This window comes from Shinella sp. WSD5-1 (genome assembly GCF_963942435.1).
Lineage (GTDB): Bacteria > Pseudomonadota > Alphaproteobacteria > Rhizobiales > Rhizobiaceae > Shinella > Shinella yambaruensis.
This window is the reverse complement of record NZ_OZ012596.1, coordinates 1,838,556-1,852,408: the sequence shown is the minus strand read 5'-3', so window position 1 is coordinate 1,852,408 and position 13,853 is coordinate 1,838,556. Positions and strand designations below refer to the sequence as shown.

The 13,853-nt window shown below is 64.3% G+C and carries 11 protein-coding genes; 4 read left to right on the top strand and 7 right to left on the bottom strand.

Annotated features, from left to right (window positions below):
• Window positions 1-11: 11 nt before the first annotated feature.
• Window positions 12-1,301 carry an ABC transporter substrate-binding protein gene (locus AABQ55_RS08955; RefSeq protein WP_272804768.1) on the bottom strand — a complete coding sequence of 430 codons (1,290 nt, stop codon included), beginning with the start codon at window positions 1,299-1,301 and terminating at the stop codon, window positions 12-14.
• Between the two features lie 681 nt (window positions 1,302-1,982).
• Between AABQ55_RS08955 and AABQ55_RS08950 the strand changes: the two genes are divergently transcribed.
• The 4 genes from AABQ55_RS08950 (at window position 1,983) to AABQ55_RS08935 (ending at window position 5,936) form a co-directional block, all read left to right on the top strand.
• Window positions 1,983-3,458: a pyruvate carboxylase subunit B gene (locus AABQ55_RS08950; RefSeq protein ID WP_272804767.1), complete on the top strand. Its 1,476-nt coding sequence runs from the start codon at window positions 1,983-1,985 to the stop codon at window positions 3,456-3,458.
• Entirely contained in the window at window positions 3,445-3,954 is a 510-nt protein-coding gene (gene accB / locus AABQ55_RS08945; RefSeq protein WP_272804766.1) for an acetyl-CoA carboxylase biotin carboxyl carrier protein, read from the top strand. The genes AABQ55_RS08950 and accB overlap by 14 nt, the downstream gene beginning before the upstream one ends.
• A gap of 38 nt (window positions 3,955-3,992) precedes the next feature.
• Window positions 3,993-5,345 (top strand): acetyl-CoA carboxylase biotin carboxylase subunit, encoded by a 1,353-nt coding sequence (accC, locus tag AABQ55_RS08940; protein ID WP_272804765.1) that lies wholly within the window; start codon window positions 3,993-3,995, stop codon window positions 5,343-5,345.
• Window positions 5,346-5,450: 105 nt separating this feature from the next.
• A complete protein-coding gene (locus AABQ55_RS08935; protein WP_272804764.1) occupies window positions 5,451-5,936 on the top strand; it encodes a biotin transporter BioY in 486 nt (161 codons plus the stop codon).
• Between the two features lie 344 nt (window positions 5,937-6,280).
• On the opposite strand, the gene AABQ55_RS08930 is transcribed toward AABQ55_RS08935, so the two are convergent.
• From AABQ55_RS08930 to AABQ55_RS08905, 6 genes are read right to left on the bottom strand one after another with little or no spacing between them, the layout of a single operon-like run.
• Entirely contained in the window at window positions 6,281-8,038 is a 1,758-nt protein-coding gene (locus tag AABQ55_RS08930; protein WP_272804763.1) for a thiamine pyrophosphate-binding protein, read from the bottom strand.
• Window positions 8,039-8,040: 2 nt separating this feature from the next.
• On the bottom strand, window positions 8,041-8,871 hold the full coding sequence (locus AABQ55_RS08925; protein ID WP_272804762.1) for a hypothetical protein: 831 nt from the start codon (window positions 8,869-8,871) through the stop codon (window positions 8,041-8,043).
• Complete coding sequence (locus AABQ55_RS08920; RefSeq protein ID WP_244767649.1) at window positions 8,868-10,205, bottom strand: aminotransferase family protein; 1,338 nt, start codon at window positions 10,203-10,205, stop codon at window positions 8,868-8,870. Before AABQ55_RS08920 ends, AABQ55_RS08925 begins: the two co-directional genes overlap by 4 nt.
• 1 nt (window position 10,206) lies before the next feature.
• Complete coding sequence (locus AABQ55_RS08915; protein ID WP_272804761.1) at window positions 10,207-12,018, bottom strand: ABC transporter ATP-binding protein; 1,812 nt, start codon at window positions 12,016-12,018, stop codon at window positions 10,207-10,209.
• Window positions 12,019-12,020: 2 nt separating this feature from the next.
• On the bottom strand, window positions 12,021-12,896 hold the full coding sequence (locus AABQ55_RS08910) for an ABC transporter permease (protein WP_272804760.1): 876 nt from the start codon (window positions 12,894-12,896) through the stop codon (window positions 12,021-12,023).
• Window positions 12,893-13,831: an ABC transporter permease gene (locus AABQ55_RS08905; RefSeq protein WP_272804759.1), complete on the bottom strand. Its 939-nt coding sequence runs from the start codon at window positions 13,829-13,831 to the stop codon at window positions 12,893-12,895. The genes AABQ55_RS08910 and AABQ55_RS08905 overlap by 4 nt, the downstream gene beginning before the upstream one ends.
• Between the last annotated feature and the right edge of the window lie 22 nt (window positions 13,832-13,853).

Here is a 13,853-nt window from a genome sequence, read left to right as displayed (position 1 = left end):
GGCAGCCTTGGTCAGTCGCAGTCGGCGCCGGGGAAACCCGCCTCGATCCATTCGATGCTCTTCTTGTCCGCCGGCGGGTTCACGCAGCGGGCGTCGAAGTGGAGGATGTCGCCGAGGACGATGTTGCCGTCCTTGTCCTTCTGCGTGCGTCCGAAGCCGATCGACTGGATCGCCTGATGGCCCTTGCCGTTCGTCATCTCGATCAGCCCCGCGGGGCTTTCCCAGGACAGGCCCGTCATGGCGGCGGAGAGCTGCTCGGAGGACGGCTTGACGCCGCCGTTTTCCTTCATCGCCTTTTCGACGGCGCTCTTCAGGCCGAGAAGCGCCTGCGCCATGCGATAGGGTCCCTGCACCGGCACGACGTTGTCGTAGGCCTCGCGATAGGCAGCGTCCCACCAGGTGTTGAGCGCGCTTTCCGGCGCCATGTAGCCGTAGGAGCCGCGCGCGCCGATGATCACGCCCTCGGGCATGTTGTTGCCGAGCGGCGGCAGGACATGGTCTGCGGTGGACAAGGCAACCTGCGCCTGCCTGAAGAGGCCGCGCGGCAGGCCCTGCAGGATGAAGGACTGGAGATCGCCGCCCCACAGGGAGGAATGGATGACATCGGCGCGCCTCTGCATGAGCGCAGAGATCTCCGTTCCGTACTGGCCGGCGCCGAAGGCCGGGAACAGCTCGGCCGCTACCGTGGCCTCGGGATAGATCTGGCCCATGGCGGCCTTGAAGTCGACCCAGCTGTCATGCCCCCAGGCATAGTCCTGATGGATACCTGCATAGGTCTTGATATCGACGCCGAGCGCCTTCAGATAGCGCACGAGACCGACATTGTCCTGCGTCGCGGTCGCGGCGGTACGGAAGACGTACTGGTAGTCGGCGTCCTCGAAGATGCGGGGCGTGCCGCAATCGTAGAGGATGGTGAACGTCTTCAGCTCCTCGGCGACCGGCGCGACGGCAAGGCAGTCGCCCGAACCGACATAGCCGATGACGACATCGACCTTCTCGCGCTGTACCAGATTGCGGTATTCCTGAACCTGGACGGTGGCACCCCCCGCCTCGTCGATCAGGACGGCTTCGATCTGCATACCGCCCATGCCCGGCGTGTCGTAGGGCGCGGGCACTTCGCCGGCATTGAGCTTCTTGACCAGCAGCTTCGCGCCGTTGGCTGCCGGAACGCCGAAGCTCTGCGCCGCCTGCCCGGAAAGGAAGGTCACGATGCCGACCTTGAAGGTGTCCTTTGCAGCGGCAGTGCTCGTGCCGGCGATCAGCGCGGCCAACAGTCCGCCAAACTTCACAAAATTTCGCATTCGGTTCTCCTCCCGGTTTGCGTCCGGCCAAACGACATTTGCGGCCGGAATTGATCGCCTCGTCCATTCTTGAGATCGGCGCGCCACCGGGCGGCCGAACATAGGAGCCCGCCTGGACGAGGCCGCCCAGCAAAAAGCCCCTCCAAGTCTCTGGCATCACGCCCCATCGGCGCCGGACAACAGCTCGCCAGACCGGCGACGACGACCGCGCCAGGTCGCCTTCCGTGGCACTCCCCGGGACGACACGGATGTCGAACCTCGGGGCGAATACCACCGATCTGGACAGGCATACCGCCTCTGCACCGTCTCGACCGGCACTCGGCTCCCTCCCCAATTCTGGCGAGCTACATTGTCCGACAAACAGACTATTATCTTTTCGGTCAGACCGTCAATCAGCGGAGCGTGCGAAATGCGAACAAATGTCAAATAGCGATTTTTTTGTTGACGGACGGCCGGTCGGAAAACTAGCCTCACAATCGCAATCTTGCGCATCAGGAGGATATACTGCGCACGATTACACAATCAAACCATTGATCTCACAGAATTTTTCCAGAGATTTCGATCTCATTCGGAGATTTCTTCATATCGAGATCAAAATTCAACGGGAGTTTTGCTGTGGCTAAAGATCATATGCAGACTATATCACAGATCATGGCCAATGGCGGTCGCCCGGCCGGTAGCATGCGCGAGATCAAAATCGTCGACACGACGTTTCGCGATGGCCAGCAGAGCCTTTGGGCAACGCGCATGCGCACGGAACACATGCTTTCGATGCTCGATGACATCACCGCGGCAGGATATACACAGATCGACCTCGTCGCTCCCATTCAATTCGACGTTTCTGTTCGTTACTTGAAGGAAGACCCCTGGGAGCGCGTAAGACTACTTCACGAGCGCGCGCCGGGCACGAAGTTCCGCGCGCTGATCCGTTCGCGGAATATTGCATCCTTCGATTTCCTTCCTGATGACGTTATACAATCATGGGTGGATAGCCTTTATGCGAATGGCTTCCGCGTGATTGGTTCGTTCGATGGCTTGAACGACATCGACAACATCGCGCCGGGGCTGCGCAGGGCCAAGGAGCTGGGTGCTTACACCTTCGGCGCCCTGTCCTATTGCGAGAGCCCGGTGCATACCGACGAACTCTATATCGCCAAGACCAGGGAATATCTGGAGAAGACGGATATCGATGCGTTCATGCTCAAGGATGCAGGCGGCCTCCTGACACCCGAGCGCATCCGCACGCTGGTCCCTGCGATCAAGGATCTGATTGGCGACCGGCCTCTGGAAATCCACAGCCACTGCCTCACGGCGCTGGCCCCGCTGGTCTATCTCGAGGCCGTCGAGCACGGCGTCGACGTGCTGCACCTCTCCATCGCCCCGCTGGCGAATGCCAACGGCCAGCCTGCCGTGCAAAGTGTCGTACGCGACCTGAAAGCGCTCGGCTACGAGGTGAACCTCGACATGGCACGCATCGCCAGGGTGAGCGAAAGGCTTCACCAGATCGCCGAGGACGAAGGCAAGCCGCTCGGCGTGCCGGTCGAATACAACGGCCTCCACTACATGCACCAGATTCCCGGCGGCATGCTGTCGAACTTCCAGTCGCAATTGAAGACGGCCGGCCTCGAGGATCGCTTCGACGAACTCCTGGTGGAAGTCGCCAAGGTCCGCTCGGAGCTTGCCTATCCCATCATGATCACGCCGTTCGCGCAGTTCGTCGGCACCCAGGCGGTGCTCAACGTCATCACCGGCGAGCGCTACAAGATCGTGCCTAACGAGATCAAGAAATACGTCCTCGGTTACTACGGCAAGCTGCTGGCGCCGATCGATCCGGAACTGCGCGGGCGCATCATCCGCAACGGCGCCTCCGAAATCGCCGCCGAGCCCGGCCCTATTGCGCCCATGCTGCCCGATCTCGCCGCACGCTATCCGGACGACGACATCGACACGCTGCTCCTGCGCGCGATGTTCGCGGGGACGCAGGTGGACGAGATGGTGAAGGCCAAGAAGGAAGCCGCCCCGGCCGACGGCGGCAGCTCCCTGCTCGCCCTCATCAAGCGCGCCCACGCGCAAAACACCGGCAAGCGCGCCCTGGCGATCAAAACCGCAAACTTTGAACTGAAACTTGGAGTCGAGAAGGTCAATGCCAATGGATAACGAGGCGATCAAGGAAGTGAACGCGATCCTGAAGTGGATCAATGTCGCTGACGACGTGAAGGACTTTTACCTGAAGGTCGGCGAGGTCGAGATCTCGCTGTCGCGGAACGAGAATTCCTCGTTCTTCGCCGACAGCAAGATCGCGAAGGCGTCCGTCGCCGCGCCGGTGCAGGCCGTCCCGGCAACCCCCGCCGTTCAGCCGGCGGCCCAGGCGCCCGCTGCCGCGGCCGATGCCTATGAGCAGCCCGCCGAGAACGAGGTGGTCATCAAGGCTCCCATGGTCGGCACCTTCTATGCGGCGTCGAAGCCGGGCGCCCCGGCCTTCGTCAATGTCGGGGACCGCGTCAAGTCCGACACCGTGCTTTGCATCGTCGAGGTCATGAAGCTCATGAACAATGTCGAGGCCAAGGTCGAGGGCGTCATCACGAAGATCCTGGTCGAGAACGAGCAGCCCGTCGAATACGGCCAGCCTCTGATGGTCATCAGGACCAACTGAAGGTCGTCGTAAAACACACTCAACTGGGAAGAATTTGCATGTCTGCGTTGATCAAAACAGTGTTGATCGCCAATCGCGGCGAGATCGCTCTTCGTATTATCCGCGCTTGTCGCGAGCTCGGTGTATCGACCATCCTGGTTCATTCGGAGGCGGACGCGAATTCCTTGCCGGTACGGCTCGCCGACAAGGCCGTCTGCATCGGACCTGCGCGCTCCAACATGAGCTACCGCAACCAGCAGGCGGTTCTCGGCGCCGCCCTCTCCTTCGGTGCCGACGCCATCCATCCCGGATACGGTTTCCTTGCTGAAAATGCTGAGTTCGCGGCCGCCTGCGAGAAGGAAGGCATCATCTTCATCGGCCCGTCCAGCACGGTCATCCACCAGATGGGCGACAAGATCGAGGCGAAGAAGATCGCGAAGAAGGCCGGCGTGCCCACGGTTCCCGGTTCCGACGGCGCGATCACCGAGTTCGCCGAGGCGCTGAAGGTCGCCAAGGACGTCGGTTTCCCCCTGCTGATCAAGGCGGCGGCTGGCGGCGGCGGGCGCGGCATGCGCGTCGTGCGCCAGATGGAAAGCCTGGAAAGCGATCTTTCCGAAATCATGTCCGAGGCCGAAACCGCCTTCGGCGACTCCTCCGTCTACATCGAGCTCTATCTCACCAATATCCGCCACATCGAAATCCAGGTGATGTGCGACGGCGAAACCTTCCTGCATATGGGCGAGCGCGACTGCACGACCCAACGACGAAATCAGAAGCTGATCGAGGAAGGCCCCTCTCCGGTTCTCGACGACAGGCTGCGCCAGGAACTTGCCGCCGCCGCGGTCAATCTGTGCCGCGAGGTCAAGTACACCAATGCCGGCACCATCGAATTCGTGTTCGACCTCGATGAGCGCAAGTTCTACTTCATCGAGATGAACACCCGCATCCAGGTCGAGCATCCCGTGTCGGAAATGATCACCGGGCTCGACCTCATCAAGATGCAGCTTGAAGTCGCCAGCGGCATTCCGCTTGCCATCCGGCAGGACGATATCCGTATCTCCGGCCACGCCATCGAATGCCGCATCAATGCCGAGGACCCCGAGCAGAACTTCATGCCATGCCCGGGCACCGTGAAGCGCTTCCATATGCCCGGCGGCCTCGGGATCCGGATGGATACGCATATCGAGGCCGGATACGTCATTCCGCCCTTCTACGATTCCATGGTCGGCAAGCTCATCTGCTGGGGCCAGACGCGCGAGGAAGCGAGAGCCCGCATGATCGCAGCGCTTGACGAGCTCGACCTCGGGGCGATCACGACGACGGCGCCGTTCCACAAGGAAATCCTTCAGAACGAGCAGTTCGTCTCCGGCGTCTTCAACACGTCCTTCGTCGCGACGCTGCTCGGAAAATAGCGATCCCGGGGCAGCGGCAAGACGCCCCGCCGCCAAACGCATGGTCCGCTGCTCCGCGGCGGACCCGGATGATACGCGTCCTACCTGCCATCATAGGGGAACCCCATGGAAACGCGTGACACCGTCTTCATAGCAACCTTTGCCGCCATCACGGCCGCCCTCGCCGTCTTCCCGCCCATGACCCTGCCGGTCGTGGGCGTACCGATCACAGCGCAATCTCTCGGTGCCATCCTCGCCGGTGGTGTTCTCGGTGCCAGGCGCGGCGGCCTGTCGATGATCCTTTTCCTGATCCTCGTTGCGATCGGCCTGCCGCTTCTCTCGGGAGGACGCGGCGGCTTCGGCGTCTTCATGGGACCGACCGGAGGCTTCCTGCTGAGATGGGTCGTCACGTCGTCGTCGGCCTCCTGGTGGAACGTCTCTGGCAACGCCTCGGCTATGTCACGGCCTTCCTCGCCGACGGGCGGGATCGTCGTGCTTTACGGGATCGGCATCGCCGCCGGCGCGCAAGGCGGTTGCCGGCCTCAAGCATCTGCTTGGCGGGAGCTCTGTCGTTTGATTCCACCACGCAACATTATCGTGCTGTCAGTGTGAGGTTGCGTATCCGCTCGCGGGTTTGCGCACCGCTTCGCTCAGTGCCTCAACCGATGGTGCACAGCAGCCATCCTCTCTCAGTCAGCGAACGATGATTTTTCCGGCGTAGCCACCCAAAGCCGACCATTCAGCGCGCATAAGCCGAACGGTCGCTTTGAGGAAATCTCACAAGTCTCCATAGCGTATCGAGCGCAAAGCTCTTGAACGGATATGAAGCGACGACCTGTTTATTGCGAGCAGCCATGATTGAACCGATGGCAAAGGCAACATCGCCGGACACCGTGAAACAGAGGACGTTCATTTCAAGATGGTCCGATCCGATTTGTGGGATCGCGACTTGCTCCTCAAACCGGCCTGTCTCCCTTGGTCACTTTTAAGGTGCGATTATCGACACCCGGCAGCATCCTTGCGGGATCGCGCGTGACAACGACGTCGATAACGGAGGGCCGGCGGCGCTCCTCGTTCGCAGCGCGGATGGCCGGGCCGAGTTCCTCGGGCCGTTCGACACGGATGCCTTGGCAGCCGAAGTCCTCGGCGATCCGGGCATAGTTCATCTCCACGAGATCCGAAGACTGATAGGCACCGTACATCGCATGCTGCAACGCCTTGATGTAGCCGGAGGCAGCGTTGTTGACGATCATCAGCGTGAACGGCGTGCCGGCCCGGCGCGCGGTTTCCAGCTCGCCGATCGTCATGTTGAACCCGCCGTCGCCGGTGATGGCGACGACCGGCTGGTCGGGCACCGCGAGCTGGGCGCCCATCGCTCCGGGAAGGCCGTAGCCGATCGAGGCAAAACCCCGGTCGGCTACGAACCTCCGGCCCGCCGCCTTGGTATCGTAGAGCAGCCCACCCCAATGGGCGGCGAAGCCGCCGTCGGCGACCAGCACGGACTCGGCCGGCATCGCCTCATTCAGCTCATGCAACATTCGGCCCATGTTGATTGGCACCTCGCTCGAAAGAAGGCGGTCGGCGGCGCCATCCCGCCACCTGCGCATGCGTGCGGGAATCTCGGCCGCGTAGTCCGCGCGGGCGGCGCATGCCCGGACAGCTTCGCCATAGAGGGCGGCGGACAGGTCCTCCAGCGCCAGCCGCGCGTCGCCGACGAGCGCATGGTCCGTCCGGGTGGTCCGGCCGATCTCCTCCGCAAGCACCTCGACATGGATAACGGGCGCATGGCCGTTGAAGAGATGGAAGCGCCTGGTGGCGATCTCGCCCAGCTTGCAGCCGACGACGATCAGGCAATCGCTGGCCTCGATCAGTTCGTTGGCGATGCGCGAGTAGCGGCCGAACAGGCCGGCCGAAAGCGGGTGCGTGCAGGCGATGGCGCCCTTGCCGGAGAGCGTGTGGGCGACCGGGATCGCGTGGGCTTCGGCGAAGGCTCGCAGCGCCTCGTAGGCCTGGGAGATATGCACGCCGCCGCCGACCAGCAGGAGCGGTCGCCTTGCCGCCGCGATGACCGCAGCAGCGTGCTCGACATCGCCCGCATCGGGTCTCGACCGATAACCCGGGAACCGGGTCGTCGCCGGATCGATCCAGAAGTCGGCGACCGAATAGTCGTGGACTTCGTGCGCGACGTCTTCCGGCACGTCGACCACGACGGGTCCGGGCCTGCCGGAGGTGGCGACCGCAAAGGCGCGGCGCACCGCCTCCGGCACCCGGGAGGGCCGTTCGATACGCATCACCTCCTTGACGGCGGGACGCAGGATGTCGAGTTGCCGGGTCTCCTGCGTCATGTTCTTCCAGGAATGATCGCGGTGGGTATCGCCGACGAAGACGACCTGGGGAATCCCGGCGTTGAAGCTCTCGACGAGCGCCGTCACAAGGTTGGTGGCGCCCGGCCCCAGCGTCGCATCGCACACGCCCGGCCGTCCGGACATCCGCGCCCAGGCGTCGGCGGCGAAGGCTCCGCACCGCTCGTCGTTGATCAGATGATGGCGTAACCCCTTGCGCCGGACGGCTTCGTAGAAGGGCAGAAGCTGAAACCCGCCCATGCCGAACATCGGCCCGACGTCCGCCCGTTCGAGAATTTCGGCAATCGCCTCCCCGCCCGTGAGGCGGATCGTTGCGTCGGATGTCGCTGTGGTCAGCTTTGCTTCGGTCATTGTCATGTGTCCCATGTTGGAAATTGATCAGCGGCGATGCCGGTCAGGCTGCCGATGAGATGGCGTATCCGCGTGCCGGGCTGTGCGCCGAGGGCGAGCGCTTTTTCGTTGGCAAAGGAGACGATGCCGGTTTCGTAGGTGGACCGGGCGTCGCCGATCCTGGCCGACGCGGCCTTGACACAGGCCGCAGCCACCCCCTGCCGATCCAGCACGGGCAGGCGCGCGATGCCCGCCGTGTCGATGCCGACGCCGGCGTCGTTGAAGATGGCGATCAAGGGGCGTGCCTTGATCGCGCGGTCCGCCGCCCCGGCCGGCAGCCCGCCGTGAGAGCCCGTAACGATGATGGCTCCGTTGTCGAAAGGCGTGATCGACGATGCGCTGTCGAGGAAGACAAGGCGTCGACCGGGGCCGAGCGAGCATTCCCGGCGACGAAAGATGGCGTCACTGGTTGCCCCGGAAAGCGCCGTTGCCTGCCCTACTCGATCGGATAGCAACGCCGCCGCATCCGCGGCCCGGCTTCCGGGGAAGATGCCCAGCGCGACGGCGGGCGCATTCGCCCGGCTGACGCGGCCGCGGGCCAGCATGTCCTGCGCATCGCCAATGCGTGCCGAGCGGTAATCGATTGCGATTGCCGGAACGGACTGGTTCCCAAGAACCGTCAGCCCTTCGACCCCGGCCTCCTCCAGCCCGATGCCGGCGTCGTGACACATCAGCGAGGCTATCGCGAATGCGAGCGCATACTCGCCCGTCGCGTGGCCGCCATGTGAGCCGACCAGAACGGCCCGGCCGGCATGTTCGGGACGAAGGTCCGTCACGGAGCCCAGCGTGATCATGCCGGAACGCTCCCATACCGCTTCAGCGCCTCGTCCAGACCGTCGAGCAGGACGTCGATCTCGCTTTCGCTGATGGTGAAGGGCGGGCTGATCTGGATGTGGTCGCCACCTTGCCCATGGTTGATGCCGGGAATGCCGGCGGCGACGAGAATCCCGTTTACACGCATGTGGCTGACGATCTTCGCGGTGAAGCCGACCTTCGGGTCGAAAGGCCGTCGCGTCTCGCGGTCCTCGACGAACTCGACGCCCCACAGCAGACCGCGTCCCCGGATGTCGCCGATCGCCGGGTGCCGATCCGCAAGCGCACGCAATCCGGCCTCCAGATAGCGCCCGATCTCCGCGCCGCGCGTGAAGAGCCCCTCGCGGGACATGATTTCATGCACCCGGTTTCCGACGAAGCAGGCGGAGGGGGTTCCGCTGTAGGTAAGGCCGTGGACGAAGCGGCCGCTGCCGGCGGCGAAGACCTCGCGGATCTTCTCCGACACGACCATTGCCCCCAGCGGCGCATAGCCGCTGCCGATCGCCTTGCCGAGCGTGACGATATCCGGCGCGACATCCCAGCCCGAGATCGCGAAGGGGTGGCCGGTGCGGCCGTAACCGCACAGCACCTCGTCGGCGACGAAGAGCACGTCGTAGCGGTCACAAATTTCGCGGATGCGGCGATAATAGCCCGGATTCGGCGTGAGGCCGGCTGCCGTGGTTCCGACGATGGGTTCTGCAAAGAACGCCGCGACCGTTTCGGGTCCTTCCATCAGGATCGTGCGCTCAAGATCGTCGGCGCACGCCAGCGTGCATCGGCCCCCGCCGCATATCCTGCAACGGTATTCGTAGGGCGGGGCGACGCGCGCCACGGGCAGGAGCAGCGGCGAATAGATCTCGCGCCAGCTGGTGCGGCCGGATAGCGACAGCGTGGCGAGCGTCACCCCGTGATAGCTGAGCCATCTTGCAACAGCCTTGTATTTCTGGGGCTTGCCCCGCTCGACGAAATACTGGCGCGCGAGCTTCCAGGCCGATTCATTCGCTTCGGACCCGCCCGAAGTGAAGTAGACGCCGGCCATGTTGGAAGGCGCCATGGCAAGGATGCGGCCGGCAAGCTCTTCCTGCCAGGGGTGGGTGAAAGTCGCGTTGTAGACGAAGGTGACCTTGTCCCCCGCCGCGGCCAAGGCATCCCATATCTCGGAGCGGCCGTGGCCGATACCGACCACGCCGGCGCTTGCCGACGCATCGAGATAGCGGCGGCCGGACGCATCCTCCAGGTAGGAGCCTTCACCCCTGACGATGGACGGTGGGACCGCGTTGAGGTCGCGGTAGAAAACAGGAGAATGGTTGTGCATGTCAGGACGACTCCTGGACCAGATGGCCTTGCGAAACGGTGCGCCAGATCCGTTCGGGCGGAACGAAGTCCGGCGCGCGAACGGGGCTGGGCAGGTCTTCGGCGGGAAGCGGCGGACGGGTGCCGCGCCGTGCGGGGTCCGGCAGGGGCACGGCGGACAGAAGCTTGCGCGTGTATGGGTGCTGCGGATTCTCTATGATCGCCGCGCGGGGGCCGATCTCCACGATCTCCCCCAGATACATGACCGCGATGCGATGGCTGACGCGTTCGACGGTCGCCATGTCGTGCGAGATGAACAGGTAGGAAAGCCCCAGCGAGGACTGCAGGTCGAGCATCAGGTTGAGCACCTGGGCCTTGATCGAGACATCGAGAGCGGAAACGGCCTCGTCTGCCACGATCAGCTTGGGCGAGAGAGCGAGCGCACGGGCGATGCAGACCCGCTGGCGCTGGCCGCCCGAGAATTCGTGCGGCAGCCTGGCCGCCATGCCAGGCTCCAACCCCACCTTCTCCAGCAGGCCGGCGGCGCGCTCCTCCGCCTCGCGCCGGCCGGCAAGCCCGTGCACGACGATGGGTTCGGCGATCGCCCTGCCGACGGGAATGCGCGGATTGAGGCTGGCATAGGGATCCTGGAAGATCATCTGCATGTCGCGGCGCAGCGCCTTCAACTGCGCCCCACCCATGCCGATCGCCTCGCGTCCCTCGAAGCGGACCGAACCGGCGAGCGGCTCGACCAGCCGGAGGATAGAACGGCCGGTCGTCGACTTGCCGCAGCCCGATTCCCCGACCAGCGAGAGCGTCTCACCCCGCGCTAGCGAAAAGGAGACGTTTTCCACCGCGTGCACGCGGCCGGAGACGCGCCGTAGAAGCCCGCTGCGCATCTCGAAGCGGGTCGTCAGGCCTTCGACCTCAAGAAGAGGCTCGTCGTGACAGGCCGGCGAGCGATCTGGGGCGGCAGCCGGGCCGGCGCTTTCGTCCTCTTCCACGAAGTCCGGCATCTTCTTCGGCGCCGCCTCGCCGCGCATCGAGCCCAACGTGGGAACCGCGGCGAGCAGCCGCCGCGTATAGGCGTGGGCCGGCCTGGCGAAGATCTGCGTGGTCTCGCCTTCCTCGACCTTGTCGCCGCGCAGCATCACCAGCACGCGATCGGCGATTTCCGCGACCACCCCCATGTCATGGGTGATGAAGACCACCCCCATGGCGAACTCGTCCTGAAGGGAGCGGATCAGGTCGAGGATCTGGGCCTGTACGGTCACGTCGAGCGCCGTCGTCGGCTCGTCGGCGATGAGGACCTTCGGCCGGCAGGCGAGCGCCATGGCGATCATCACGCGCTGACGCATGCCGCCGGAAAAGCGATGCGGGTACTCGTCCAGACGCTCACGCGCCGCCGGGATGCGGACCCGGTCGAGGATACGCAGCGCCTCGGCCCGGGCCGCGGCCCTGTCCATGCCGCGATGCAGGATCAACGCCTCCGAGATCTGGTCGCCGACAGTCAGCACCGGGTTCAAGCTGGTCATCGGCTCCTGGAAGATCATGGCGATCTCGTTGCCGCGGATGCGGCACATCTCCGCCTCCGGCAAGGACATGAGGTCGCGACCACCGAGCAGGGCTGAGCCCTCGACCCGGCCGTTGGCCTCCGGTACCAACTTGAGAAGCGACAGCGCGGTGACGCTCTTGCCGGAGCCGGACTCGCCGACGATGGCCAACGTCTCGCGCGGCTTGAGATCGAAGGACAGTCCCTTGACGACGGGAGTCCACCCTTGAGGCCCGCGAAAGGACGTCGTCAGATCCCTGACGGAAAGTACGGGTTCGCCCATTTTCACACCTCGTTCTTGAGCTTCGGGTCGACCGCATCGCGCAGGCCGTCGCCGAGCAGGTTGAGGGCGAAGATGACGATCAGGATCGCAAGGCTCGGCACAACGGCCAGCCAGGCGCTGTCGAGGATGTTCTCAAAGCCGGAGCGGATCATGCCGCCCCAGGTCGGGGTCGGCGGCTTGATGCCGAGCCCGATGAAAGCCAGCGACGCCTCGGTGCGGATGGCGTTGGCCAGCCAGAGCGAACCCATCACGACGATCTCGGCGGCGATGTTGGGCAGGATATGCACGAGCAGGATGCGCGCATCGGAATAGCCCAGCGACCGGCAGGCCTCGACATAGTCGCGCTCCTTGAGCGCGATGGTCGGCGCCCGCGCGATCCGCGCGAAGGGCGGGATCGAGGTCAGCGCGATGGCGAAGACGATGTTCGGCGTCGTGGCGCCGAGCATGGCGACGATGACCAGCCCGAGGATGAGCGACGGGAAGGCGAGCAGCACATCCATGATTTGCATCATGACGGCGTCAAAGCGGCCGCCGTACCAGCCGGCCAGCAGACCGATGGCCGAGCCGACCAGCATGGCGATCACTGTCGAGGCAATGCCGATGGCGAGCGAAACGCGGGCGCCGTAGATCAGTCTTGCCCAAGTGTCGCGGCCGTATTCGTCCGTGCCGAAGATATGCTCCACAGACGGGCCGGAAAGCTGGTGCGTGACGTCTTGGGCAAGGGGATCGTGTGCCGTGAACAGCGGCGCGAAGACGGCGATCACGATCACGGCAAGCAGGATGGCAAGCCCCACCCAGGAGGTCTTGTTGACGTTGAAGACGCGAATCAGGGCGCGCAAGGCGCCGCTCGGCGCGCCGGGAAGAGCAGCATGGGTCATTGTAGCTTCACTCGCGGATCTGCAAGGCCATAGGCGATGTCGGTCAGCATGTTCACGAAGACGACGATCAGCGTGTAGATGACCATCATCCCCTGCAGCATCGTGTAGTCGCGCTGGTTGAGCGCGCCGACGATGAGCTTGCCGAGCCCCGGCCGGTTGAAGACGATTTCCGTCAGCACCGAGTTTCCGATCTGGATGCCGAGAAACAGGCCGACCACGGTGATGATGGGGAGAAGGGCATTGCGCAGGGCGTGCCGCCTGACCACGGCGGGCCAGGGCACGCCCTTGGCGCGGGCCGTGCGCACGTAGTCCTCGGACAGCACTTCCAGCATCGCCGAACGGGTGACGCGGGTGATGTAGGCGGCCATGATCAGCCCGAGGTTCAAGGCCGGCAGCGTGATGGACTGGAACCAGGCCCCGACGCTGCCGCTCCGGGCGCTGATCACCGGAAACCAGCGAAGCTGGATGGCAAAGGCCAGCAACAGGATGACCGCCGAAACAAAGGCCGGAAAGGACAGGCCGAGCAGCGAGACGACCCGAACCGCATAGTCAACGGCACGATTGCGATTGACGGCCGCCCAGACGCCGAGCGGAACGCCGACCGCCGTGCCGAGAAGGAGCGAGACCACGGTCAGTTCGATGGTCCAGGGCAGCACCGTCATGATTTCGGTGACGACGGGGCGGCCGGTGACCATGGACTCGCCCCAGTCACCGGAGAGCGCGCCGCCGACGAAGTCGAGATACTGGGCCGGCAGCGAACGGTCGAGCCCGAGCCGCTGGCGCAGCGCCGTCAGGCTCTCTTCCGACGCCATGTCGCCGAGGATCACCTGCGCCGGGTCTCCGGGCAGGATGCGGACGACGACGAAGACGAGCGTCAGCACCACGAAGCCGGTTGTCAGCGCCAGGGCAATTCTGCGAATGAGGAATGATAGCATGATGATGAATTTCCGCCTTGCA

Excerpts from the sequence above, each read along its gene's own strand:
- AABQ55_RS08955 (WP_272804768.1), bottom strand. The coding sequence starts at position 1,301 with ATGCGAAATTTTGTGAAGTTTGGCGGACTGTTGGCCGCGCTGATCGCC.
- AABQ55_RS08950 (WP_272804767.1), top strand. The coding sequence starts at position 1,983 with ATGCGCGAGATCAAAATCGTCGACACGACGTTTCGCGATGGCCAGCAG.
- accB (WP_272804766.1), top strand. The coding sequence starts at position 3,445 with ATGCCAATGGATAACGAGGCGATCAAGGAAGTGAACGCGATCCTGAAG.
- accC (WP_272804765.1), top strand. The coding sequence starts at position 3,993 with ATGTCTGCGTTGATCAAAACAGTGTTGATCGCCAATCGCGGCGAGATC.
- AABQ55_RS08935 (WP_272804764.1), top strand. The coding sequence starts at position 5,451 with ATGGAAACGCGTGACACCGTCTTCATAGCAACCTTTGCCGCCATCACG.
- AABQ55_RS08930 (WP_272804763.1), bottom strand. The coding sequence starts at position 8,038 with ATGACCGAAGCAAAGCTGACCACAGCGACATCCGACGCAACGATCCGC.
- AABQ55_RS08925 (WP_272804762.1), bottom strand. The coding sequence starts at position 8,871 with ATGATCACGCTGGGCTCCGTGACGGACCTTCGTCCCGAACATGCCGGC.
- AABQ55_RS08920 (WP_244767649.1), bottom strand. The coding sequence starts at position 10,205 with ATGCACAACCATTCTCCTGTTTTCTACCGCGACCTCAACGCGGTCCCA.
- AABQ55_RS08915 (WP_272804761.1), bottom strand. The coding sequence starts at position 12,018 with ATGGGCGAACCCGTACTTTCCGTCAGGGATCTGACGACGTCCTTTCGC.
- AABQ55_RS08910 (WP_272804760.1), bottom strand. The coding sequence starts at position 12,896 with ATGACCCATGCTGCTCTTCCCGGCGCGCCGAGCGGCGCCTTGCGCGCC.
- AABQ55_RS08905 (WP_272804759.1), bottom strand. The coding sequence starts at position 13,831 with ATGCTATCATTCCTCATTCGCAGAATTGCCCTGGCGCTGACAACCGGC.